The following is a 25112-nucleotide window of genomic DNA, read 5'->3' as shown; positions in this document are numbered from 1 at the left end:
GTTTCAGTGCAGGCGTCGACCCAGTTTGAAGGAAGTGTGGAAGGCTTGCCGAACCGCATCCACGAGGTGATCGATCACCACGTCGGGGCGACGCCGGATCATCCGGCGCTGATCGACGACAAGATGCGGCTGACCTATCGCGAGCTCGACCGAACGGTCGGTCGCGTCGCCGAGGCGCTGCGGGCACTCGGCATCCGCGCCGGCGACCGCATGATGATCGTGAGCGAGAACTCGATTCCGCTCGCCTGCCTGCTGCTGGCGGCGAGCCGGCTCGATGTCTGGTCCATCGTGGTCAATCCGCGGCTGTCGCCGCGTGAGCTCGACCAGATCAGGGATCACAGCGGCGCCCGCCGCGTGCTGTTGACCGCCGAGGTCTCGCAGGAGGCGGCCACGCATGCCGCACGCTACGAGGCTGCCGTGCAGGATGTCGGCCCGCTCCGCGGCATCGCCGTCACCGGCCTGAACCTGGCAACGGTGGCGGAGCCGGTCGAGGCCGACGGCGCAAACCAGGTGGCGGTTCTCATCTACACCTCCGGTACCACGGGCACGCCGAAGGGCGTGATGCTGACCCATCGCAATCTGTTGTTCAGCGCCCGGGCGACGGCAAGCTTCCGGAAGATGGCGGCCGATGACGTGCAATATTGCGTGCTGCCGATCTCGCATATCGTCGGCATCTCGTTGCTGACCATGACCTTGATGATCGGTGCCACCGTGCGTCTGGTGGCGAAATACGATCCGGCCGCGCTGGTCAAGGCGATGACTGAAGAGGGCATCACGATCCTGAACGGCGTGCCCGCGACCTATCAGCGTCTGCTCGAATACCGGCGCAATGCCGGCCTGCCGAAGCTCGATCGCGGCCGGTTGCGGGTGATCTCGGTGGCCGGCGCGCCGCTCGACCTCGATCTCAAATCGCGGGTTGAGCAGGAGCTCGGGCTGCCGCTGCTCAACGGCTATGGCATCACCGAATGCTCGCCGGGTATCTCCGGCGTCCGGCCCGACAATCCGCGGGCCGACCATGCGGTCGGCACCGTCATGCCCGGCCTCGAGGCCAAGCTGGTCGGCCGCGACCTCAAGCCGGTTGCGGCAGGCGAAGTCGGCGAGCTGCATGTTCGCGGCCCCAACGTGATGCGCGGCTATTACCGCGCGCCCGACCTGACCGCCAAGGCGATCGATCCCGACGGCTGGTTCAACACCGGGGATCTGGCCCGCTTCGAGAATGATGCGCTCTACATTGTCGGGCGAACCAAGGAGATGATCATCCGCTCCGGGTTCAACGTCTATCCGGCCGAGATCGAGGCGGTGCTGAGCACGCACGACGCCGTGGTGCAGTGCGCCGTGGTCGGCCGGCCGGTCGAGGGCAATGAGGAGGTGGTCGCCTTTGTGCAGCTGATCAAGGGCTCGACCGCCACCGTACAGGACCTGATGGCGCATATTGCCCCGCAACTCACCTCGTACAAGCGTCCGTCGGAGATTATCCTGATGGACGCGCTGCCCGCGACATCGACGGGCAAGCTGCTGAAGCACAAGCTGGCGGAGTCGCTGCGCAGCTGAGGCTGAGCCGCCGCCGCGAGCCAGTTCACTCAAACAAGACCGGAGTACACCATGCAGAAGCGAAACAGGACGGTGGCCGTCATTGGTGCCGGTGATTTCATCGGCGGCGAGATCGCCAAGAAGTTCGCCTCCGAAGGCTTTACGATCTTCGCCGGCCGCCGCAACGGCGACAAGCTGGCGCCGCTGGTCAAGGAGATCGAGGCCGCCGGCGGCGAGATCCACGCGCGCTCGCTCGATGCGCGCAACGAGGAGGAGATCACGGCCTTCCTCAATGACGCCGACAAGCATGCGCCGCTCGAGGTCTGCATCTTCAACATCGGCGCCAATGTCAATTTCCCGATCCTCGAGACCACCGAGCGCGTGTTCCGCAAGGTCTGGGAGATGGCTTGCTACTCCGGCTTCCTGGCTGGACGCGAGGCGGCGCGGCTGATGACGGCGCGTGGCGAGGGCAACATCTTCTTCACCGGCGCCACCGCGTCACTCCGCGGCGGCAGCGGCTATGCCGCCTTTGCCAGCGCCAAGTTCGGTTTGCGCGCCGTGGCGCAGGCGATGGCCCGCGAGCTGGGGCCGAAGAACATCCATGTCGCGCATCTGATCATCGATTCCGGCGTCGATACCGAATGGGTCCGGCAGCGCCGCATCGAGGCGCTCGGCCCGAACGCGCTCGACAATCCCGATCTCTTGATGCCGCCGGCATCGGTCGCGGGTGCCTACTGGCAGCTCTATCAGCAGCCGAAGAGCGCCTGGACCTTTGAACTGGAAATCCGGCCCTTCGGCGAGAAGTGGTAGGGAGCACTGCAGATGGAGCTCGCGCTATCCCCTGAAGATGCGGCGTTCCGCGACGAGGTTCGCGCCTTCATCAAGGACAATTATCCAGCGGAGATGCGCGTCGCCAATCCGGAGACCGATCTCTCCAAGGAGCAGATGCTGCTGTGGCATCGCATCCTGCACGACAAGGGCTGGATCGCGCCGCTCTGGCCCAGGGAATATGGCGGGCCCGGCTGGTCGATCACCCGCCGCTTCATCTTCGAGCAGGAGACGACGCGCGCCGGCACCATGCCGCCGCTGGCATTCAGCGTCACCATGGTCGGCCCGGTCATCTACACCTTCGGCAACGACGCGCAGAAAAGGAAATTCCTGCCGCGAATCCTGTCCGGCGAGGACTGGTGGTGCCAGGGCTATTCGGAGCCGGGCTCCGGCTCCGACCTCGCCACTGTGCGCACCAAGGCGGTGCGTGACGGCGACCATTACATCGTCAACGGCCACAAGACCTGGACCACGCTGGCGCAGCACGCCGACTGGATCTTCTGCCTGGTTCGTACCGATCCCACGGCCAAGCCGCAATCCGGCATCTCGTTCCTGCTGATCGACATGAAGTCGCCGGGCGTCACGGTGCGCCCGATCATCACCATTGACGGCTCGCACGAGGTCAACGACGTCTTCCTGGAGAACGTCCGCGTCCCCGCCGAGAACCTGATCGGCGAAGAGAACAAAGGCTGGACCTACGCCAAATTCCTGCTCGGCAATGAGCGCACGAGCATGGCCGGCATCGGCCGTTCGACGCGCTATATCGAGCGGCTGAAGAAGATCGTGAAGGCCGAGATCCCGGAAGACGATCCGGCGCATCTGGAGTTCATCAGGGACATCGCCCGCGTCGAGCTCGACGTGCTGGCGCTGGAGGCGACCGAGCTTCGCGTCGTCGCCCAGATGGCGCGCGGCATCGACCCGGGACCGGCGGCCTCGCTGTTCAAGATCCGCGGCACCGAGATCTTCCAGGACATCACCGAGCTGACCCATCGGGCGATCGGCAATTACGGGCTTGCGATCCGCGAGCATCCGGTCAGCGCCAACCACTTCATGCCGGGCCCCGACTACGGCCACACGGCGTCTGAGAAATATCTGAACTCGCGCAAGCTCTCGATCTACGGCGGGTCTAACGAGATCCAGCGCAACATCATCGCCAAGGCGGTGCTTGGACTCTAGCCACAAGCAACGAGGATCGGATGGATATCCAGTTCACGGAAGAGCAGGAATTGTTGCGGTCCAGCGTCCAGCGGCTGCTGCGCGACCAGTATGATTTCGACGCCCGCCGCAAGATCGTCGCGAGCGAGGAGGGTTTTGGCCGCAAGCAATGGGCTGAATTCGCCGAGCTCGGCCTGCTCGCCGCGCCGTTCTCGGAAGCGGTCGGAGGGCTCGGCGGCGGGCCGTTGTCGACCATGATCATCATGCAGGAGTTCGGCCGCCATCTTGTCGTGGAGCCCTTCGTCGAGACGGTCGTCGTTGCGGGTGGCTTGATCGAACAGGCGGGTTCCGACGCGCAGAGGCAGGCGTTCATCGCTGACATCATCGCTGGCACGAAACTTTGGGCGCTGGGCTGGACCGAGAAGGGCTCGCGCTTCGATCTCGCCACCGTCACCACCACGGCGCGCCGCGACGGCAACGATTACGTGCTCACTGGCGAGAAGACGGCGGTGATCGCCGCGCCGTGGGCGGATTATCTCATCGTCTCCGCGCGCACCTCGGGCCATCGCCACGATCGCGGCGGCGTCAGCCTGTTCGTGGTCGATCGCCGGGCGGCCAATCTCGACCTGCAAAGCTTCAAGACGATCGATGGCCGCAGGGCGGCCGAGATCAGCCTGCGCGGCGTGCGGGCGGAATTGCTGGGCAACGAAGGCGAGGGCGTCGCCGCGCTGGAAGCCTGCCGCAACCGCGCCATCGGCGCGCTCTGCGCCGAGGCGGTCGGCGCGATCGGCGAACTGAACGCTGCGACCCTGGACTATTCCAAGATGCGAAAGCAGTTCGGCGTCACGATCGGCAGCTTCCAAGTGCTGCAGCACCGGATGGTCGACATGTTCATCGCGCATCAGGAGGCGTTGTCGCTGATGCAGCATCTCAGCCTCAGTCTCAATGACGATGAGGCCGGCGTGTCTCGGCTCGCCTCGGGTGCCAAGTCGAAGATCGGCTATGCCGGCAAGTTCGTCGCCGATCAGGCGGTGCAGCTGCACGGCGGCATGGGCATGACTGACGAGCTCAATGTCGGCCACTACTTCAAGCGGATTTCCTCCATCAACATCCAGTTCGGCGATCCCGCCTATCACGTGCTGCGCTATGCGCAGCTCGACGCGGTCGCCTAAGCCAGAGAGGCAAGCATGTCACAGGATGCAGTCATTGTTTCCACCGCGCGCACCGGCGTCGGCAAGGCCTATCGCGGCGCGCTGAACAACACCGATGGCCCGACCCTGGCCGGTCATGTGATGGCCCAAGCCGTGAAACGCGCCGGCATCGCGCCCGGCGAGGTCGAGGACGTGGTGATGGGCTGCGCGATGCAGCAGGGCACCATGGTGATGAACGTCGCGCGCAGGGGTGCCATCCGCGCCGGGCTGCCGGTGACAGTCGCCGGCACCACCATCGACCGGCAATGCGCCTCCGGCCTGCAGGCGATCGCGGTCGCCGCCCGCTCTGTCATGCTCGACGGCGTCGAGATCGCGATCGGCGGCGGCATCGAGTCGATCAGCCTGGTGCAGAACGAGCACATGAACAGGTTCCACGCCGTCGACGACGAGCTGATGGCGATGAAGCCCGAGATGTACATGTCGATGCTGGAGACCGCCGAGGTCGTCGCCGAGCGCTACGGGATCGGCCGCGACAAGCAGGACGAATACAGCCTTGAATGCCAGCGCCGCGTCGGCGCCGCGCTGCAGGGCGGCCGCTTCAACGACGAGATCGTGCCGATCACGACCAAAATGGCCGTGGTCAACAAGGACACCAGGGAAGTCAGCTACCAGCAGGTGACGCTGGCGAAGGATGAGGGCCCGAGGCCGGATACCACGGCGGACGGGCTCGCCAAGATCAAGCCGGTGTTCGAGGGCAAGACCATCAGCGCCGGCAACGCCAGCCAGCTCTCGGACGGCGCCTCGGCTTGCGTGATCATGAGCGACAAGGTTGCCGCGCAGAAGGGCCTGAAACCGCTCGGCATCTTCCGCGGCTTCGTCGCCGCCGGCGTCGAGCCGGACGAGATGGGCGTCGGCCCGGTTGCCGCGATCCCGCGGCTCCTCAAGCGGCACAATTTGAAGATCGACGACATCGATCTGTGGGAGCTAAACGAGGCCTATGCGGTGCAGGTGATCTATTGCCGCGACAAGCTCGGCATCGATCCGGACAAGCTGAACGTCAATGGCGGCTCGATCGCGATCGGCCATCCCTACGGCATGACCGGGGCGCGGCTCACCGGCCACCTCTTGATCGAGGGCCGGCGGCGCAAGGCGAAATACGGCGTGGTGACCATGTGCATCGGCGGCGGCATGGGCGCGGCGGGCCTGTTTGAAATCGTCCACTGAGCGGAAACGCGGGAGAGACTTGTGAAGACAGCAATCACTGAACTGTTCGGCATCCAGCATCCGATCATCCAGGGCGGCATGCACTATGTCGGCTTCGCCGAGATGGCTGCGGCGGTGTCCAACGCCGGGGGCCTTGGAATCATCACCGGCCTGACCCAGAGGACGCCGGAGCTGCTGGCCAAGGAGATCGCGCGCTGCCGCGACATGACCGACAAGCCGATCGGCGTGAACCTGACCTTCCTGCCGAGCTTCACCGCGCCGCCCTATCCGGAATACATCGCAGCGATCCGCGAGGGCGGCGTCAAGGCGGTGGAGACCGCCGGCCGCAGCCCGGAGCAGTACATGCCGGCCTTGAAGGCGGCCGGCATCAAGGTGATCCACAAATGCACCTCGGTGCGGCATTCGCTGAAGGCCGAGAAGATCGGCTGCGACGCCGTCAGCGTCGACGGTTTCGAGTGCGGCGGCCATCCCGGCGAGGATGACATCCCGAACATGATCCTGCTGCCGCGTGCAGCGGACGAATTGAAGATCCCGTTCGTCGCCTCGGGCGGCATGGCGGACGCGCGCAGCCTTGTCGCCGCGCTGTCGATGGGCGCTGCCGGCATGAACATGGGCACGCGCTTCATCGCGACCAAGGAAGCACCGGTGCATCCCAACGTGAAGCAGGCGCTGCTCGACTCCGACGAGCTCGATACGCGCCTCGTCATGCGCGCGCTGCGCAACACCGAGCGGGTGCTGAAGAACAAGGGCGTCGATGAGCTGCTCGAGATCGAGCGCGAGAAGGGCGCCAGGCTGAAGATCGAGGATATCCACGAGCAGGTCGCCGGCGTCTATCCGAAGGTGATGATCGACGGCGAGATGGATGCCGGCGCCTGGAGCTGCGGCATGGTGGTCGGCCTGATCAATGACATCCCGACCGTCAAGGAGCTGATCGACCGCATCATGGCTGAGGCCGAAGCGATCATCCGGCAGCGGTTGACCGGCTTCCTCGACGGCAAATTCGAAACCACGCCGGCCCGCGCGGTCGCCTGACGGGAGAGTGCCATGACCGAGCATGTCAAGGTTGAGATCGCCGCCGGCGTCATGACGCTGACCTTGCAGCGGCCCGAGAAGAAGAACGCGCTGACCGGCGCCATGTATGACGCCATGTCGCACGCGCTGAAGCAGGCCGAGGCGGATCCAGCCGTCCGCGTCATCCTGTTCCAGGGCGACGGCGACAGCTTCACCGCGGGCAACGACCTCGCTGACTTCGCGAGCCAGGCACGCGGCGAGAGCGCGGTCGATAGCCCCGCGCATCGCTTCATCGAGACCATCAGCAAGGTCGGCAAGCCGCTGGTCGCGGCGGTGCAGGGCAATGCGGTCGGTGTCGGCACCACCATGCTGCTGCATTGCGACCTCGTCTATCTCGCCGAGAACGCGCGGCTGATCACGCCCTTCGTCAACCTCGCGCTGGTGCCGGAGGCGGCGTCGAGCTGGCTGCTTCCCTTAAGGATCGGGCATGCGCGCGCCTATGCGATGTTTGCGCTCGGCGAACCGATGGACGCGCAGGGCGCGCTGGCATCCGGCCTCGCCAATGCCGTGGTGCCGCAGGCCGATCTGCGCAAGAGGGCGCATGACGCGGCGGTCGCGCTGACCAGGCGGCCGGCAGGGTCGCTCAGCATGACCAAGAAGCTGATGCGCGAGCAGCAGAAGATCGCGGCGCAGATCGCCGAGGAAGGCGTGCTGTTCAAGGAGCGGCTGACGACGCCCGAGGCGCGCGAGGCCTTCGCCGCCTTCGCGGAACGGCGGCAGCCTGATTTCACCAAGCTGTCGGCCTGACCGACAGCGGAACTCACGGACACATCGAGGGAGTGAAAGCATGCGCGTCACCGGCAGCCATCAATACCCGACCATGGAAACCGTGATCTACGGCAAGCCGGCAGCCGAAGCGCTGCGCGAGGAGGCCGAGCGGCTGGGCGCGAAGCGCGTCTATCTGATCGCCAGCCGGACGTTGAACACCACGACCGACGAGATCGAGAAAATCCGCCAAGCCCTCGGCGACCGCCATGCCGCGACCTTCGACGGCGTGCCGCAGCACACGACGAGGGATGTCGTGACGCAGATCGCGCGGCAGGCCAGCGAGGCCAAGGCGGACCTCGTGGTCGCGATCGGCGGCGGCTCGGTGGTCGATGCGGCGAAGATCGTGCTGATGTGCATCGAGCACGCGATCTTCAAGCCGGATGGCCTCGACGGCTTCGAGACCACGCCGGACCGCCGCTTCGGGCCATTCCGGTCGCCGAAGGTCCGGATGATCGCGATCCCCAGCACGCTGTCCGGCGGCGAATACAATTCCGGCGCGCTGGTCACCGATACCGGCCGCAAGCTGAAGCAGATCTTCAACCATCCGATGATGATGCCGCGCAGCATCATCCTCGATCCCGCGATCACGAAATATACGCCCGAGAAGCTCTGGCTCGGTTCCGGCACGCGGGCGATGGATCACGGCATCGAGGCGATCTGCTCCAGCCGCCCCAATGTGCTGGTCGATGCGGTGTGCCAGCAGGGACTGCGCTATCTGCATGACGGCCTGCTGCGCACCAAGGCCCACCCCGACGACGCGGCGGCGCGGCTGAGCTGCCAGCTCGGCTCCTGGCTGTCGGCGTTCGGATTGCAGTCGCGGGTGCCGATGGGCGCCAGTCACGCTATCGGCCACGTGCTCGGCGGCACCTGCGATGTGCCGCATTATTTCTGCACGGCGGTGATGATGCCGAGCGTGCTCCGCTATAACCGCCCGGCGACGGAAGCCGCACAGCAATCGATTGCCGCCGCGCTCGGCGCGCCGGGGCGTGACGCCGGCGAAGCCTTCGCGGCGTTCATCGCGGAACTCGGCCTGCCGCGCCGGCTTGCCGATGTCGGCGTCGGCGAAGATCGGTTTGAGCTGATCGGCCGGAACGCCATGCTGTCGATCTTCACGCGGGCCAACCCGCAGCCGATCCGCGAACCCGCCGACGTCGTCAAGATCCTGAAGCTGGCCGCCTGAGGCATTAGCACCGGAGCAGTCCACCATGGCCGCCTTGCGCATCTTCTCCTATCTGCCGAACCCGCGCGTCTGGAAGGCAACCATCGCGGCGCGGTTCTGCGGTGTCGATGTCGAGGTCAGGGGCGCCTCGGGCAAGGAGTTGCGCGACTGGTTGTGGGACTATGATGCCCGTCCGCTGGCGGAGCATGAGCGCGCCTCGCTGTCGTCGCTGGCACGGACCGGGCGGGTCGGACTGACCGGCGCGCAGCTCTTCAAGACCGACGCGTTCATGGCGGCACAGCCGTTCGGCAATGTGCCGGCGGCGTTCGGCGCCGACGGCAAGGTCGGGATCTTCGAATCGAACAGCATCATGCGCGCGGTGGCGCGGCTCGGCGAGGCAGCGTTCCCGCTCTATGGACGCGACGCCTATGAGGCGTCCAGGATCGACAGCTTTCTCGACGTCAGCCTGGTGTTTGCGCGGGACTCGCAAATCTATCTGCTGGCGCTGTCGGGCGGCACCGTCGATGCGGCCATTCATGCGCGGGCCAAGGATGCGTTCGCGATCTTTGCGTCCGGGATCGAGCAGGCGCTGTCGCCACGGCGGGAGGTGCTGGTCGGGGACGGCATCTCGATTGCCGACATCTGCTTTGCCGCCGAACTCGCATTGTTCATGAACGAACACGCGCGGGCCGAGCAGCTGCGCAAGCAGAGATTGGCGAAAATCCTGCACCCGGGTGTGCAGGATGAGTATCCGCTGATGTTTGCCCACTTTGACCGCCTGATCGCGCATGAGCATATCGGGCCGGACCTCAAGCCTTACGTCGAGAAGCTGCTGTCGAAGGCGGCCGCCTGACCATGAAGGCCATAGGCCGCAACGCGGAGGGTTGATCGCATGACCGCACCTGTCTGTCTGATATCCGGCGTTGGGCCGGGCACCGGTTCGGCGCTCGCCCGGAGATTCACCGAGGGCGGCTACCGCGTCGCGCTGCTCGCCAGGAACGAGGCGCGTCTCGCCGCGCTCGAGCAGCAGCTGCCGGGCGCAAAGGCCTATCGATGCGATGTGTCCGATCCCGCGCAGGTCGAGGCGGTGGCCTCCGCGGTGGAGCACGATCTCGGCAATCCCGCCGTGGTCATTCACAACGCCGTCGGCGGGGCGTTCGGCACCTTCCGCGAGATCGATCCGGAGGTTCTCAATCGCAACTTCCAGGTCAACACGATGGGACTGTTGTACCTGGCACGGCGGTTCGCGCCGGCGATGATCGGTGCGGGCAAGGGCGCCATCGTCGCGACCGGCAACACCTCGGCCCTGCGCGGCAAGGCCGGCTTCGCGGGGTTCGCGCCGACCAAGGCAGCGCAGCGGATTCTCGCCGAGGCGATGGCCCGCGATCTCGGGCCGCAAGGCGTGCACGTCGCCTATCTCGTGATCGATGCCGTGATCGATCTGGAGTGGACGCGGAAGCGCTGGCCGGATCGGCCGGACGACTTCTTCATCAAGCCGAAAGCGATCGCCGACGAGGTCTGGCACGTCGCCCATCAGGATCGCAGCGCGTGGTCGTTCAACGTCGAGATCAGGCCGTTCGGCGAAGCCTGGTAGCGCCGCGCGGCGGTTGCAGGAATTGGTCAATTCATAAAAGCTCAGGAGGAATTTCATGCTGTTGAAGACGTTTGCCGTGTCCGTTGCGATGCTCGCGGCGCTTGCCGCAGCTCCAGTCCGCGCCGAAACGCCGGGGGTGTCGGAGTCGGAAATCAAGGTCGGAGCGACGTTCCCGTTCAGCGGCCCGGCGTCGCCGCTCAGCAACACCGGCAGGGGCCTGATCGCCTACGTCCATTCCGTCAATGACCGCGGCGGCGTCAACGGCCGCAAGATCAACCTCATCACCTATGACGATGCCTACACGCCGCCCAAGGCCGTGGAGCAGACCCGCAAGCTGATCGAGAGCGACGAGGTGGCGTTCCTGTTCAGTCCGCTCGGCACGCCCGGCATCGGCGCGACCATCAAATACGTCACCGCCAAGAAGGTGCCGCATCTGTTCGTCGTCAGCGGCGCGACCAAGTTTGCGAACTTCACCGAGTTTCCGCTGACCACCACGGGGCTGCCGAGCTACAACACCGAAGGAAAGATCTACGCAAAATACATCACGCAGACGGCGCCCGATGCGAAGATCGCAATCCTCTACCAGAACGATGATCTCGGACGCGATTTCGTGGCCGCGTTCAAGGAGGTGCTGAAGGCCGATTTCGACAAGAAGGTGGTGACGTCGCCCTATGAGGTCACCGAGCCGACGATCGAATCCCGCGTGGTGACGCTGAAGGCGTCGGGTGCGCAGGCGTTCCTGATCGCCGGCACGCCGAAATTCGCGGCCCAGGCGATCAAGAAGGCGAACGAGATCGGCTGGTCGCCGCTGACCATCGTCAACTACGTGTCGAGCTCTGTTTCCGCGACCATCGTGCCGGCGGGAGCGGACAAGGCGGTGGGCGTTGTCGTGGCGACCGTCACCAAGGATCCGAACGACAAGAAGTGGGCCGACGATCCCGGCATGAAATGGTATCGCGCCCATTTCGAGAAGTATCTTCCCGGCGCCGACATCGGCGACAACAATTATCTGTTCGGCACCCAGCAGGGCCAGATCCTGGAACAGGTGCTGAAGCAGTGCGGCGACGACCTGTCGCGCGAGAACATCGTCAAGCAGGCGCGCAACATCAGGGGGCTCGTGCTGCCGACCCTGATGCCGGGCATCACGATCAACACAGGTCCGGACAACAGCATGGCCTATACGCAGCTTCAGCTGCAACGCTGGACCGGAAGCTCGTGGGAGCAGTTCGGCGGCGTGCTGAGTGCCGCCCCGAACTGAACCGGGCCAACCGAGGTGCTAGTGGAGCCGACGTGCGATCGGCTTCGCCAGCGTGTTTTGCCACTCCCGCTGCGCCGGCCGGTCGCTTGACCGCAGGCTGTTCAGCAAGGCGGTGGTCTTCGGCTGGACCCGCGAGCCGTCGATCACCTCGAGCTGGCCGCAGCGGTTGAGCGTGTGCAGCTTGCGTCCGGTCCACAGCGGCCCGGGTTTGAGCAGATGGCGCACGGCCTGCCGGTAGGTCGTCGGTGACAGTTCGAGCACTTCCGCAAGCCCGAGCGCCGCGCCGTATCCGTTGGTGCAGTCCTGCACCGGCCGCCACAGCTTGCCGTTGACGGTCACGAAATTGCCGGCCGGCCGGGTCGTCGCGCGATCCATCAGGATCGGATTGCTTGCATGCGGCCGCCAGGGGCCGAACAACTGCTCGGCGTAATAGATCGCCAGCGTGTCGGAATATCCGCCGGTGCCGTCGCGCCAGGCTCCGAACATGTAGTAGAGGCCGTCATGCTGCGTGATGGTCGCGTCGGCGAGTTCGAGCCCGGACAGCAGCGTGCCCTGCCGTTCCCACTTGTCGGGAAAGCGGACGCATTTGTAGATCGGCACATCCCGATGCGCGGTGCTTTCCGGGATCATCCACAGTTCGCCGTTGTTCTCGATCAGGAACGGGTAGGACAGGTGCCACGGCTCTTCGAGCACCGGCAGCACCGTGCCGACCGGACCGCTGCCGTCGAATTCGATCGCGGAGATGATGCCCTTGCCGGTCCGGTGGTCGAGGTCCTCGAAGAACACGACCGTCCTGCCCTGCCACTTCGACGGGACGGGATCGGCATAGAAGTGATTGCCGGGATCGCCGAGCACGTTCCAGGCAGGTCCCGACAGGTCACCGGTCCGCCAGACATCCGCGGTCTCGGCGTAGCGCCAACCGACATGCCAATGCGGCGCGTAGCAGCAGAGACGGTAGATTTCCTTCGCGATCGAGGTCGCGACGCCGCGCACGACAAAGGGCGCGGGATTTCGCGGCGCGCTGCCGGCCGCCGGCGCAGCCAATTGCGGGACCAGCCGCGGAGCCCCCGACAGGATCGGCGGCAGCATGGACAAGGTCCGCGCCATGACCGTTTCGAGCCCGCCGCTCAGGCCGGCGGCGATTTCCGCCGAGGGGTGGCCGCGGTCCATCACCGTGCCGTCGAGCTCGTTGACGATTTCAATCACCGGCAGGTCGCCGGCGAGAATGGCGGCCAGTGCGGCGGCTTCTCCGGCCTGTCCGTTGAAGCGTGGACGGAGATAGAGCCCGGCGGAGCAGTTCGGGTCCCGCTCGGCCGTGGTGAAGTCGACCACCACATCGGGGCTGCCCATGCGCGGCCGTTCCGCAATCGTCTTCAGCCTGTCGGCATCGCCGGCCTTGCCCTTGCGCAGCACGATGCGTTCGAGTTCGAACAGCATGTCGAGGCCGGCGGGCCTCGGCCCCGGCGTCGTAGTCCAGGCGATTTGAACGGGAATATCCTGATCGCTGACGCGCAGCGTCTCGCGACGCATCCAGAGCCGCGCCTGCGCGCGATCGCAGCGAAACTCGATAATCATGTCCAGCCCGATTTCCTAGTGCGCGTCCACTCCCACGGCATTGCCGAGAATGCGGACGTATTCCTCTATCATGGCATCCAACGAATAACGCGACTTCAGGCCCACGGCACTTTGCCGCAGCTGGTCGCTCAACAAACGATCGGTCAGGACTTTCGACACGGCGGCCGAAAATTCGGCCTCGTTCGCAGCGTCAACGAACACCGCGGCAGGCTGTCCCTGATAGGACAGCACCTCGCGCAGCACGGGAAGATCGTTGACGACGCAGGGAATGCCGGCGCTCGCGGCTTCGACCGCGGCGAGGCCGAAGGTTTCGGCCTGCGTCGGAAATACGAAGACGTCGAGGCACGCCAGAAAATCGGCCATCTGGCGCGGCGGAATCTCGCCGATGAAGTGCAGCCGGTCCGTGACATCAAGCTCGCTCGCCAGGGCTCGCAGCCGTTCCTCATCCGCGCCTTGTCCGGCGAGGGCAAGGTGCCAGGACTGGCCGGAGGCCAGCAGGCGAATTGCCGCATCGAGCCGCTTGTGCGGATGCAGCCGTGCCGCGCAGCCGAGCAGCGTGCGATCCGGCGGCAGCTTGAACTGCTGCCGCGCGACGTCCTTAGGCAGGCTGTGCGACTTGTCGTCGAAGCCATGCGGGACGTGCTGCATGCGCGAGCGATAGGGCGCGGGATAGCGCGCGTATTCACGCTCCATGTCGCGCGAATTCAGCGTGATGCACTGGAAGAAGCCGGTCGAGCCCATGATGATGTCGGCGGCGCGCACCGGCATGCTCATCGACATCGCCGAGGACACCTGATTGGCGATGACAGGAGCGCGGCTGACGAGGCGCGACACGCCTCCGCCGATCACATTGCCGAAGTGCTGGAAGGTCAGCACGACATCGGGCCTGAGGGTCCTGAGATGACCGGCGAGCGTCCACAGCATCCGCAGCAGCGCCAGCGGATTTCCCGGGCGGCTGGGCGCGCAATAGAATGTGTTGGGCGGCTCGTCGAACGAATCTGATTTGCGGAAGAAGAACAGGTTGGCGACGTCATAGCCGCGCGCGGTGAGGCCTGCGCCGACCAGCCGCGATATCTCCTGCGCGCCGGCGTTCTCGGCCTGGGTCTGTACCAGGACGACACGCAGCTTCGGCTTGCTCTCGTTCGATTGATTGCGTGATGCGGTCGATGCCTCGCGCAATTCTGTGCTTGGCCTGTAATGGAGCACGGCTTCCTCACCCGTCGAAGGAGTGGAGACGGCTCCCTCGCTCTTGCGCGCGTGCTTATCACGCGAAGCGCGCTCGTACACCGAGTAGCGCGTGTTGAGGTTACTGCTCATTTAGTGCGGTCAGACATCGCCAGCAATCGAGAGCCATTGTCTCACACAAAGGGTACAGCCGGCTCGTTAACTAATTGGTTACGGCCGCATCAGCAGGGGGTAACCGCGGATTAACCATAGATATTTACGTTGGAGCGGTACTGTCAGTTGAATTCGAGTCACAGCCTCATGAAGTTCGGTAACCGCGTAGGCTCGAGCCGTTCCGAAGCCACGGAACCCACCGCGTCGTGGGAAACCGCCGGCGTGCCGGCCAGCCGATCCTCAGCGGAAACCACCAAGGGCGTGCTTAGCATTCCCGGCGTGGTGGCATTTTTCCGCGAGAACGGTCAACGCATTCTGATGCTCGCCGCGGTGATCTTCGCGGTCGGCGTCATTCTGTTGATGTTGATTCCGGGGCGCTATGCCGCGACCGCGCTCGTCGTGGTCGACCCGCGCGAGCAGCGCGTGACCACCGATCAGGACGTCCTGCCGGGGATCGGTCAGGACGCTGCAGCACTGCAGAGCTATGTCGAGATCGCCAAATCCGACGGATTTCTCGGGCCGCTGATCGAGCAGCTCAAGGTCGCCGAGGACAGCGACATCTCCGGCGGCAGGACCGACCCCACGCGCCTGCTCGACCGGTTTCGCAACCGGCTCGATATCTCCCGGCGCGGATTGACCTATGTCATCGCCATCAAGTTCACGTCCAACAACCCGCAGCGTGCGGCGTATTACGCCAATGCGGTGGCTGAGGCGTTCGTCGCCAGCCAGCGTGGTACGCGCAGCGTGGCGACCGACGAAGCCGCCGACTGGCTGAAGAGCCGGCTCAAGACATTGAACGACCGCTTGCGGTCTTCGGAAGATGCCGTTGCGAAGTTCAAGCTCGAGCACCGGATCGTCAACGCCGGCAAGGAATCGACGACGCAGCAATTGCGCGTCACCGATCTGACCCAGCAGGTCGCCGCCGCGCGCGCCCGCACCGAGGAGGCCAAGGTCCGCTATGAGCAACTGCAGCGCGACCTGAAGGCCAATGTCGACGGGCCCGTCAAGCAGGACCTGCTGAGTGCGCTGCGCGCCCAGCGCTCCGCGCTCAACGACCAGATCGCACAGAAGCGCGGGGTGCTGGGCGACCGTCATCCAGACCTCGTGATGGCTCTCAGCCAGCTCAGCGATCTCAACCGGCAGATTGAGATCGAGCGGAAGAAGAACATCGACACCGCGAAATCGGAATATGAAGCGCAGCGCGATCAGCAGAAGGCGCTCGAGGATCAGCAGAAGGCGGTCGAACAGCAGATCCTGGTGGACGGTCAGGCGCTCGTCAAGCTGCAGGAATTGCAGCGCGACGCCGATGCCAACAAGAATATCTACGAGCAATTCCTCTCGCGCTACAAGACCACCGACGAGCAGCGGCTGCTGCAGAGCTCGCAGACCAAGGTCGCATCGCCTGCGACGCCGCCGGTGCGCTCGACGCTGCCGCCGCTTCCGCTGTTGCTCGTCGCGCTCGCGATCGTCTCGCTGCTGACGTCGACCGCGATCGTCGCCGTTCCCGGTCTGAATCTGAAGCAGCTCCCGATCAAGGCCATTCCGCCGCTTCGTCGGGCCGAGGCGCCCGCACCGCCGGCGCCCGCCGCGCCGCAACCCGCGCTGCCGCCGGGATTGCCGGTGCTGGCCCGCATTCCCAACATACCGTCGCCGGACGCCGTCAGGAGCGTCTGGCAGACCCCAATCGCGACGACGGCCGAGCCCGAACTCAGTCCGCATCTTCAGCTGCTGATCGAGAACATCGAGCAGCTGCCGGGAGACCACGGCAAGGTGGCGCTCCTGCTGTCGGTTGAGGGCGGTGCCGGCGGCAGCACCGTCGCACGGTCGCTGAACCGATCCGCCGTCAAAAGCGGCATGCTCAGCGTCCTGATCGAGACGGAATCCAGGCGCGCCGAGGCCGCGCCGCCGCAAGGATCGGGCATCATCAAGGCCGATCTGCCGTCCGTCGTCGAGCTGCTGGGCGCCAGCAGCAAGGCGCCGCCCTATCCGCCGGACGATATTCGCGCCGATTTCGGCCTGATCATCGTCGACGCGTCGTCGCTTGCTCTGCAGCCGGCCGCGGTGGCGCTGGCTGCCCATGCCGACCTCGTGATCCTCGTGGTTCGTGAAGGGGTCGCCAACTCGGCTGCGATCGGCAAGGCGCGGGCCGATCTATCCGGGTATGGTTCGGTCCCGACCGTGCTGGTCGTCAATCGCGTGGCGGTCAATGCCGCCGTTCGCAATCCCCAGGACGAAGCGCTGGGCCTGGCGAGCTGAAGGCGGTTCGGCTGAAGCTAGAGCCTTTTCCGTTCCCAGAGTATCGGAACGCGGCTCTGGGTTCTTGTTCTGACGCGAGCCGGTAGCCACTTCGCTCGAAAAACGCTCTAGTCGTTGCTGTCCGCAACGCGGACCGCGTAGGCGTCACCTTTCGACGGCCACAGATGCGACAGCACCAGAATGGATGGATCGACGCCGGTCCGCCGCCGGCACAGCACGTTGAGCGCGATGGTGGCGACGACCAGCGAAGCCGTCGCCGAGATCGCGGCGCCGAGTACGCCGAGCCAGGGGATCAGCACGACAAATCCCAGCAGCCGCAACGCCACATTGGCTGCAACAACGGGAACGTAATCGCGCTCATGGCCTGTCAGCTGCAGAACAGCAGCAGAGGGCCCGCCCGCCGCCTGGAACGCCGTTCCGATCGCGAGCACGATCAACACCCACTGTTGTGCCGCAAAGTGCGGTCCGAACAGGCCAAGCAGATGGGGGGCGCCCACCCAGACAATGACGAGGCCGCTGAGCACGCAGAGCGCGGTCACCTCGGCCATCAGCTTCAGCGTATGTTCGAGCTCGTCGTGATTTTTGCTGAAGTACAGCGAGGGGAGCCGGCGCGCGCCGAAGGTGTAGAGCGCAGCCGACAGCATGGCGAAGATGTTGGCCAGCCGCGAGGCGGCGAAATAGACCCCGGCGGTGGCCGGATCCAGCATCCAGTAGACCAGGATGACGTCGAAATACTGGTTTGCCGCTTCGAGAATGGAGGCGAGCCAGAACCGGAATGCGCTCTTGTTCCAGCGCGAGGTCTCGAAGCGCGCCGTGACCGACCGCAGGTTCGGCAGCACCCGCACGATCGATACGATCTGCACGACGAGCCCGAGGGCCATCGCAGCCGACATCGCGCTGAACAGCTCGGCGGGGGTAAGCTGCCGGTGGCCGAACAGCACTGCGATCAGGAACAGGACGACGGCGACGCGCCAGAAGAACTCCCGATTGCCTTCGCCCATCAGGATGCTGACCAGGGATCGCGCGATCTGGCTGCCGAGCATGAGCCCTGCATTGACCGCGGTGAACGCCGAGACCGACAGGATCAAGAGCCACCACTCGCCGCGAATGCCTGCCACCGCGGCGATCGCGGCGATCGAAATCAGCATCCCGATCGCTGAGTTCTTCAGGCTCGTCACCAGCACACCCTTGGTGAAGGCGGTCTGGCCGCGCACCTCATACTCATTGAGAAACCGAACCAGGAGCAGCTCCTGGCCGACCAGGCCCACGACCGAGGCGATCTGGGCGACGGAGAGCAGGGTTGCGAAGTGTCCAAACGCGTCGGGCGTCATCGCCCGCGCGGCCAGCGAGAACAACGCGAATGCGAGCCCGCCGCTGCCAACCTTGAGCAGGATGGTCCCGGCAACGCCGCGCGTGACGTCGCGCCGTAACAATTGGAACACGGAGGCAATCACCAGAGACGTCTCAATATCCAGTCGGGGCTGTTGACCGTAGCAATCGGTGAAGCCTGGAGTGTTAATGTTCTCTTGCTAAGATTCCGTTCCTTTCGAATGGCTTCCGGGCCCAACGCAGTTGTGAACGGGGCCAGGTCGCGTTGCTCCATTCTGGAACGGCGCCGTCTGCCCTGTCTCCAAACGGCGCAGGTCGGATTTGCCTCCGGCGCCCGGTCCAGTGGCGCGGACCTTGCCGCATGAGACTGGGCTTGCGCGTCAACGCCATCTGTCGCAGCTCGATGGCCTGGCAATTGCCTAGCCATCCCGCTGCGGAGCCTGCAAAGGTTCGGTTTCATGGCCGACCGTCGTGCAAGCCATGTGCCGAGAGACGCTGATCGTGGTCCGGACGTTTTCATTAACCTCGATTCTGAAACTCGCCGTGCCCGATCGGCAAGGCGGCACCGCAGGCAAGGAAATTGCAGTTCTGCGGCCAACTAGAGCTTCTCCCGTTCCGATGGAATCGGAACGGGGCTCTAGATTCTTGTTTTGACGCGTTTTCTTCACGCGAACCGGTATCCACTTCGCTCGAAAACGCCCTAGCCGTCGGAGCGGACAAACATGATTGCCGAGAAAAGTGCGACCAAGCCGATCGTGGCCTGCGAGGCCGAAGTCATCGAAGCGGACGTCGCAATTGTCGGAGCCGGTTTCGCAGGCTCGCTTGCAAGGGCTGTGCTCGCCCGGGCCGGGTACCGGGTTATCCTGATCGACAAGCGTTCGATCCCGCCGGATGAATTCCGGGTCGAGAAGATCGCCGGACGGCAGATCGATATCCTGCGCCGCCTCGGCTTCATCGACGACGTCGAGGCCATCGCCGCGCCTTATGACCGGGTGCTCAACATCAGGAGCGGCAAGCTGGTCGATATCGGCGTCGGCCGCTCCTACGGGATTTCCTATGCCAACCTCGTCAACATGGCACGCGGCCTGACGCCCGATGCGTCGAGCTTCCTGCTCGACCAGGTGACCAATGTCAGCTGCAGCGAGGAACGTCAGCAGTTGACGCTGGCCTCCGGAATACGCGTCGTCTCGCGTCTGGTCATTCTGGCGACCGGCATGACGAACATGCTCGGCCACAGTCTCGGAATGCGCCGGCAGATGCTTGCTGCGCGCCACTCGGTCTCGTTCGGCTTCACGATCGCACGGCCGGACAACGCGCCGTTCGATTTCGATGCGCTGACCTGCTACGGCGAGGAGGCGGCTGACGGTGTCGACTATCTCAGCCTGTTTCCGATGTCGGGCGGCATGCGGGCGAACCTGTTCATGTTCCGCGATCCGACCGATCCGATCATGCGCGAGCTGCGCCGCGACACCAAGCGAACGCTGCTTCGCCTGATGCCGGGATTGCAGCCCTATCTCGGTGATTTCGAGGTGGTCGGCCAGGTGCAGAACTGGGTCATGGATCTGACTGTGACCGAGGGCCATCTGCAGCCGGGCGTCGTGTTGATCGGCGATGCGTTTCAGACCAATTGTCCCGCAGCCGGAACCGGCGTGGGCCGACTGCTGGTGGATGTCGAACGTCTTTGCACGGACTATGTGCCGCGCTGGCTGGAGACCGCAGGCATGGGCGTGGACAAGATTGCGCAGTTCTATTCCGATCGGGACAAGCTCGCCGCCGATCAGCACTCGCTGCACCTGGCGAACTTCCGCCAGGCCTTGACGTTGAACACCGGTGTGCGCTGGAACTTGCGGCGGAAGCTGCACTTCCTGCGCCGCATGATCACCCACCGGGTGGACCGGATTCATCCGGGATGGGTGATGCGCGTCCGCAGCGCGCTCCGCTAGGCGAGTCGTCGCGCCGAGATCATGTTCACAATGTGCTGCAGCGCGATGATGATCCGAGCCGATCTCATCGCGCTTTAGCGCGTGCCGGTCGAGGTGCGGACCGGCCTGAGGTCAGTCACACGCTTGGCGGCCTGCTTGATCCAGGGTGCCTGCTTCAAGGCAAACAGCGCGAGCGAGCCGGCCGCACTGCCGGCCTGCGTCACGGCCGACATCGGCGTCGGCTGACCGCCGAACTGCATCTTGTAGGGCTCGTCACCGATGGTGAAATCGAGCACGCGGTCGCCGCGCTCGACGCAATCCCTGGCGACGCCCTCGAACGTCAGCGCGCCGATCGATTGGCTCTTGTATCCCTCGATGTCGAACGCCGTCATGACGACGAGGATGCTGCCGCGGTGGACCAGCCCAAGCGCGGTGGCGATGACGCTGCCGTCCATCTTCATGGCGTAGAGCCGGGCAAAGGAGCCCATGCCGCGAAGCGCCACGCTCGAGTAGAAATCGAAATACTCCGGTCGCTGCAACAGGTCGCCATCACCCTGTTCGTGAAACCGCGGTCCGCGAAACTTTCTCATCGTCTCCATGGCTTCGCCGATGGAAGCGCTGTCGTCGCAGCATGAGAAGGTGAGTGTGCCCTTCTTGTGGATCTGGCGCCGTTTCTTTGCCAGCTCCTTCTGATACGACTTTCCCATTGCATTGATCTGCCATTGCTCGAACGGCGCGACCAGGACCGTCGCGTAAGCGTTGGTATCCATCAGGCTGCGGTGGGGCGCGCCGAGCAGATTCTCGATCGGCATCCTCGCATCGAGCAGCTTGGGTATACGCAGCAGGTCGAACGGCCGCAGCAGCTGTCGAAGCCTTTCGCAGGCACGCTGGTCTTGCAGCAGGTCGGAGAAGGTCGCGATGCTGCAGACCGGCGACAAATAGTCGGACACGCGGAGATCGGCGAATTCGATGGTGCGCATCGGGCCGCGTCGCACGCGCAGCATCGGCAGCACGGCCGCAAGCGACTTGTTCGCACGATGGCGGACGATGACGACCAGCGGCTTGGCCGACGCGGCGGGAGCGAGCTTGCGGTAAAGGCTGTCCAGCCATAGCGGATGTTGGAAGGCGGTCGCGTCCGAGCCTTTAAATAACTTCACGTACTCTTCAGACAGGAAGTCGAATGCGTCGTCGATGCTGACATCGAACGCGTCATCATTCTTGTTCATGTGAGACCAAACAAAACGACAGTTTCAAAGCGCCGATTGAATCCGGCACGCACCCTTATAGCAAAGGTCGATCGGCTCGGGCAGCGGCAGAATACGATTTGTATTAATGCAATGCCTCGACCTTTGCACATTGTTGCTGGGGCGAGCCATTGCCGTCATCGCATCGGCTGCGATTGGCCGTCAACTCAACGTGGCCGCGTCCGAGGGATCAGCATCGTTAACAATCCCTTAAGGATCAGCTCAATCGCGCCGTGGTGAGATAATCGCACACGGTCTGGACCGGATATTGCAGTTAAGGGCTCGCAAGTCCTGGAGTCCCGCCGAAATGCTGAGTCACAGCCAAAAAACCCGCGCTTCCTACGCAATTTCGTTCCCGCAGGCCGACCGCAAGCCGCCTCGGCGTCTCAATTCGGACATGGCTGCGCCACCTGTCCGGATTTGCGACATATCGCGGGCCGAGCAGATGTCCTCGGCGTCGGCGCAGATCGGATCATTGCCACACGGCGCGCGGGAGCGGCGCATCAATCCTGTCGGCAGGGCTGCGACTGCCGGTGTTCCCCGGGCCACCATCGGTGGACTGCGGCTCGCCGTGCTCGATCGCGAGCAGACCGCCGAGTTCATGGTCGAGGCGGTGCATCCGAGCCGGCGCGCCAATCGTCCGCTGTATCTGACCTCCGCCAACGGCGAGGTGCTGTCGCGCTGCTCGACCGAGCCGATGACGGACCGGCTGTTCCGTACCGCCGATCTGATCAACGCCGACGGCCAACCGCTGGTCATGGTGTCCAAGCTTCGGTCGCCGAATCCGCTTCCCGAGCGCGTCGCGACCACGGATCTGTTTCACGACGTCGCACGCAAGGCGGAAGAGCTCGGGCTGACCTTCTATCTGTTCGGCGCCAACGAAGCCGAGAACAAGGCTGCCATTGCCAATGTCCGCCGGGCCTATCCGGCACTCAAGATCGTCGGCCATTCGCACGGCTATCTGCGCGGCGACGCACTGCGGGCCAAGGTCGACGAGATCAATGCCCTGGCGCCGGATTTTCTCTGGGTAGCGCTCGGCGTGCCCTATGAGCAGGCTTTCGTCGACGAATTCATGCCTCGGCTCGGCAATGTCGGCGTCATCAAGACCTCGGGCGGGCTGTTCAACTTCCTGTCCGGCTCGCGGCCGCGTGCGCCGAGATGGATGCAGATCGTCGGTCTCGAGTGGGCCTGGCGCCTATGGCTGGAGCCGCGGCGGCTGTTCTGGCGCTACCTGACGACCAATCCGCACGCGCTCTATCTGCTGTTCAACCGCACTCGATCCCCGTCAGCGAAGGACCGACGCCTCTAACGAGTGCAATGTGCCGCTCCGATCCACCGGAGCAGCAGGCTCATTCCTTGAGCGGAGTACAACCGAATGGACGGACGTGCGATCGACGGATCGATCTGGCAGGCACCCGGTGTCGGGGCGGAAACTTTCGCCAGGACCGTCGTCGGTTGGTCGATCACCATCAATGTGATCATGTCGATGGGGACCTTCCACGCCGCGTTGCTTCCGACTGAATTGACCTTGGTGCAGCAGGCCGTCGCCCTGCTGATGTGGGGCGTCCTGATCTACGCAAGCCTGTTCATCCGTCCCTGCCTGCGGCTGGCCCTCAATCTCGACACGCTCGTGATCGTCGCGTTCTATGCGTTCGCCACTGTCTCCGTGTTGTGGACCAACCTCGGCGTGGCGGCCCTGATGAAGGCCGCGGCGCTCGCGATCACGACGCTTGGCGCGTTCTGCATGATCACCCGCCTCGATATCGACGACATCGTGACATCGGCCACCCGCGGCCTGTTTGTGTTGATCGCGGCCTCTGCGCTTTGTGCGGTCGTCCTCCCGGACATCGGGGTCGATCAGACCTGGATGCACAAGGGACAGTGGCAGGGCGTCTTCGAGTCGAAGCAAACCCTGGGCTTCGCCGGCGCCTATCTCATGTTCTTCGCCTGTTATCGAAAGATAGCGGGACAGGGATGGCTGCCGTTCCTCGTGACGTTCGTGCTCGCCTCGACCTGCGTCATGCTCACGGAGTCGCGCGGCGCCGGCGCCTTGTCGCTGGTTGCCTGCGCGCTGCTGCTCACCTCCCTGTGGTCGGTCCGCTGCATGCAGGTCTACGCGATGCTGCCATGTGCCATGTGCGTCGCGGCCGTGCTGTTGATCCTGTACTTCTATACGACCGGCTACGACTCGATCCATGTCTTCGACACGACGATCGATTTCACCGAGCGAACCTTCATCTGGCAGTACGCCATCAGCCATTTCGATGACGCGCCGCTGTTTGGATTCGGTATCAACGGATTCTGGACCAATCCGGCGATCTACGACTATTTCAACCAGAACCACGGCTGGGTGCTCGACAATTATCACAACGGCTATATCGCCATTCTCGTCGAGACCGGATTCCTCGGCTATTTCCTGTTCGCGGCGAGCGTCTTCCTGTTTTCCTACAAGGTGCTCTGCCTGATCGCAGGGCGGGCGATTGACCGCCTGCACTGCGCGTTGATCATCGGGTTCGTCTTCCTCAACTGCCAGACCAATTTCACCGAGACGGTCTTCCTTCGCTCGACGATGTTCACGTCGGTGCTGCTGATCGCCTTCTTCCTCGCCATTTGCCGGCCGGTGCCGTCGTCGCGCGTAGAGCCGCGCGAGTTGGAGCAGCCATGACCGCGTTCCGATTGCTTCTGCAAAGAGCCTTCGTCATGCTGGCGGCGGCGGCGCTTGCTGTCCCGCTGATCGCGCCGGTGAACGCTGCGGGGCAGGGGGCATCGCCGGACGCCGCGGCATTAGGGCGCGGCATCAATATTCTCGGCTATGACGGCATCTGGGAAGGCTACCAGAACGCGCCGTTCCGCCTGGAAAACCTCGCCGCGATTCGCAAGGCCGGCTTTTCCCATGTCCGGATCAACTTCTTCGGCTTCAGGCATATGGATTCCGGCAACATCCTCGATGATGCCGTCCTGCGGCGTCTCGATGCCGTGATCGAGCAGGTGCTGGCGAATAGGCTCGTTCCGATCCTCGATGAGCACGACACCGATCTCTGCCAACGCGACGTGGCGGAATGCGGCGCGAAGCTCAAGGCATTCTGGCGCCAGATCGCCTCGCGCTATGCGGGGAAATACCCGGCGCTGGTGTTCGAGATCCTGAACGAGCCCGGCGGCAACATGACCTCGGCCGAGTGGAACGCGTTGCTCGGCGATTGTCTTGCCATCATCCGGGATACCAACCCGAAGCGCAATGTCGTGGTCGCGATCCTGAACACCGAGGAGCTGCCGATCGATCACCTGGTGCTACCGGCCGGCGACCGAAACCTGATCGTCACGTTCCATTATTACCTGCCGCTGCAATTCACCCATCAGGGCGCGCCGTGGTCGCCGACCTTCTCGAAGATCGGTCCGTTGCGCTGGGGCTCTGCGGAAGACGAAGCCAGGGCCTCGGCCGATTTCGACAAGATCCGCTCCTGGTCCGCGAAGGAGAAGCGCCCGATCTATCTTGGCGAGTTCGGTGTCTATGAACGTGCTCCCGCGGAGAGCCGCGCGACGTATCTGTCGTTCATGGCGCGACGCGCGGAACGCAATGGCTGGGCGTGGGCTTACTGGCAGTTCGACCACGATTTCGCGGCATTCGACGGCGCCCGGCAACGCTGGAAGGCAGACGTCCTCCGCGCGATCATCCCTCCGGTCCGCTAAGCCGTTCGATTGCACGCCGCGTC

At 64.5% G+C, this 25112-nt stretch carries 20 protein-coding genes; 16 read left to right on the top strand and 4 right to left on the bottom strand.

All coding sequences use genetic code 11. From position 1 onward, the window contains the following. Nucleotides 1-6: 6 nt before the first annotated feature. The 11 genes from PMN64_RS18580 to PMN64_RS18530 are packed head-to-tail and all read left to right on the top strand — an operon-like array spanning nucleotide 7 to nucleotide 11738. The gene (locus PMN64_RS18580) at nucleotides 7-1551 is read left to right on the top strand and encodes a class I adenylate-forming enzyme family protein (RefSeq protein ID WP_411781680.1); all 1545 of its coding nucleotides are present in this window, start codon (nucleotides 7-9) and stop codon (nucleotides 1549-1551) included. 51 nt (nucleotides 1552-1602) lie between these two features. Continuing rightward, nucleotides 1603-2340 carry an SDR family oxidoreductase gene (locus PMN64_RS18575; protein WP_411781679.1) on the top strand — a complete coding sequence of 246 codons (738 nt, stop codon included), beginning with the start codon at nucleotides 1603-1605 and terminating at the stop codon, nucleotides 2338-2340. Nucleotides 2341-2352: 12 nt separating this feature from the next. Further along, a complete protein-coding gene (locus PMN64_RS18570; protein WP_411781678.1) occupies nucleotides 2353-3534 on the top strand; it encodes an acyl-CoA dehydrogenase family protein in 1182 nt (393 codons plus the stop codon). Between the two features lie 20 nt (nucleotides 3535-3554). Next, on the top strand, nucleotides 3555-4685 hold the full coding sequence (locus PMN64_RS18565) for an acyl-CoA dehydrogenase family protein (protein WP_411781677.1): 1131 nt from the start codon (nucleotides 3555-3557) through the stop codon (nucleotides 4683-4685). 15 nt (nucleotides 4686-4700) lie between these two features. Beyond that, a complete protein-coding gene (locus PMN64_RS18560; protein WP_411781676.1) occupies nucleotides 4701-5888 on the top strand; it encodes an acetyl-CoA C-acyltransferase in 1188 nt (395 codons plus the stop codon). Between the two features lie 21 nt (nucleotides 5889-5909). Further along, entirely contained in the window at nucleotides 5910-6920 is a 1011-nt protein-coding gene (locus PMN64_RS18555) for an NAD(P)H-dependent flavin oxidoreductase (protein WP_411781675.1), read from the top strand. Nucleotides 6921-6932: 12 nt separating this feature from the next. Then, nucleotides 6933-7706, top strand: coding sequence for an enoyl-CoA hydratase-related protein (locus PMN64_RS18550; RefSeq protein ID WP_411781674.1), 774 nt, complete (start codon nucleotides 6933-6935; stop codon nucleotides 7704-7706). A 40-nt stretch (nucleotides 7707-7746) separates the two neighbouring features. Further along, complete coding sequence (locus tag PMN64_RS18545; RefSeq protein ID WP_411781673.1) at nucleotides 7747-8907, top strand: iron-containing alcohol dehydrogenase; 1161 nt, start codon at nucleotides 7747-7749, stop codon at nucleotides 8905-8907. 25 nt (nucleotides 8908-8932) lie between these two features. Further along, on the top strand, nucleotides 8933-9739 hold the full coding sequence (locus tag PMN64_RS18540) for a glutathione S-transferase (protein ID WP_411781672.1): 807 nt from the start codon (nucleotides 8933-8935) through the stop codon (nucleotides 9737-9739). Between the two features lie 39 nt (nucleotides 9740-9778). After that, entirely contained in the window at nucleotides 9779-10480 is a 702-nt protein-coding gene (locus PMN64_RS18535; protein WP_028343312.1) for an SDR family NAD(P)-dependent oxidoreductase, read from the top strand. A gap of 55 nt (nucleotides 10481-10535) precedes the next feature. Beyond that, a complete protein-coding gene (locus tag PMN64_RS18530; protein WP_411781671.1) occupies nucleotides 10536-11738 on the top strand; it encodes an ABC transporter substrate-binding protein in 1203 nt (400 codons plus the stop codon). Between the two features lie 18 nt (nucleotides 11739-11756). Here PMN64_RS18530 and PMN64_RS18525 read toward each other — a convergent pair whose 3' ends face one another. After that, a complete protein-coding gene (locus PMN64_RS18525; protein WP_411781670.1) occupies nucleotides 11757-13313 on the bottom strand; it encodes a hypothetical protein in 1557 nt (518 codons plus the stop codon). Between the two features lie 15 nt (nucleotides 13314-13328). Next, nucleotides 13329-14519 (bottom strand): glycosyltransferase family 4 protein, encoded by a 1191-nt coding sequence (locus tag PMN64_RS18520; RefSeq protein ID WP_411781688.1) that lies wholly within the window; start codon nucleotides 14517-14519, stop codon nucleotides 13329-13331. 279 nt (nucleotides 14520-14798) lie between these two features. Between PMN64_RS18520 and PMN64_RS18515 the strand changes: the two genes are divergently transcribed. After that, nucleotides 14799-16907, top strand: coding sequence for a GumC family protein (locus PMN64_RS18515; RefSeq protein WP_411781669.1), 2109 nt, complete (start codon nucleotides 14799-14801; stop codon nucleotides 16905-16907). A 107-nt stretch (nucleotides 16908-17014) separates the two neighbouring features. Here PMN64_RS18515 and PMN64_RS18510 read toward each other — a convergent pair whose 3' ends face one another. After that, a complete protein-coding gene (locus PMN64_RS18510) occupies nucleotides 17015-18340 on the bottom strand; it encodes a lipopolysaccharide biosynthesis protein (protein ID WP_411781687.1) in 1326 nt (441 codons plus the stop codon). 618 nt (nucleotides 18341-18958) lie between these two features. On the opposite strand from PMN64_RS18510, the gene PMN64_RS18505 reads away from it, so the two are divergent. Then, nucleotides 18959-20179 (top strand): FAD-dependent oxidoreductase, encoded by a 1221-nt coding sequence (locus PMN64_RS18505; RefSeq protein WP_411781668.1) that lies wholly within the window; start codon nucleotides 18959-18961, stop codon nucleotides 20177-20179. 74 nt (nucleotides 20180-20253) lie between these two features. Here PMN64_RS18505 and PMN64_RS18500 read toward each other — a convergent pair whose 3' ends face one another. Next, nucleotides 20254-21384: a GNAT family N-acetyltransferase gene (locus PMN64_RS18500; RefSeq protein WP_411781667.1), complete on the bottom strand. Its 1131-nt coding sequence runs from the start codon at nucleotides 21382-21384 to the stop codon at nucleotides 20254-20256. 463 nt (nucleotides 21385-21847) lie between these two features. Here PMN64_RS18500 and PMN64_RS18495 point away from each other — a divergent pair, with 463 nt between their 5' ends. The 3 genes from PMN64_RS18495 (at nucleotide 21848) to PMN64_RS18485 (ending at nucleotide 25089) form a co-directional block, all read left to right on the top strand. Further along, on the top strand, nucleotides 21848-22711 hold the full coding sequence (locus tag PMN64_RS18495; protein WP_411781686.1) for a WecB/TagA/CpsF family glycosyltransferase: 864 nt from the start codon (nucleotides 21848-21850) through the stop codon (nucleotides 22709-22711). Between the two features lie 66 nt (nucleotides 22712-22777). Then, on the top strand, nucleotides 22778-24067 hold the full coding sequence (locus PMN64_RS18490; RefSeq protein ID WP_411781666.1) for an O-antigen ligase family protein: 1290 nt from the start codon (nucleotides 22778-22780) through the stop codon (nucleotides 24065-24067). Further along, the gene (locus PMN64_RS18485; RefSeq protein WP_411781665.1) at nucleotides 24064-25089 is read left to right on the top strand and encodes a glycoside hydrolase family 5 protein; all 1026 of its coding nucleotides are present in this window, start codon (nucleotides 24064-24066) and stop codon (nucleotides 25087-25089) included. Before PMN64_RS18490 ends, PMN64_RS18485 begins: the two co-directional genes overlap by 4 nt. Nucleotides 25090-25112: the final 23 nt, after the last annotated feature.

It is taken from the genome of Bradyrhizobium sp. UFLA01-814, assembly GCF_046718885.1.
GTDB classification, from domain to species: Bacteria; Pseudomonadota; Alphaproteobacteria; order Rhizobiales; family Xanthobacteraceae; genus Bradyrhizobium; species Bradyrhizobium elkanii.
The sequence above is the reverse complement of the archived record's forward strand: the minus strand, read 5'-3'. Positions and strand labels throughout refer to the sequence as shown.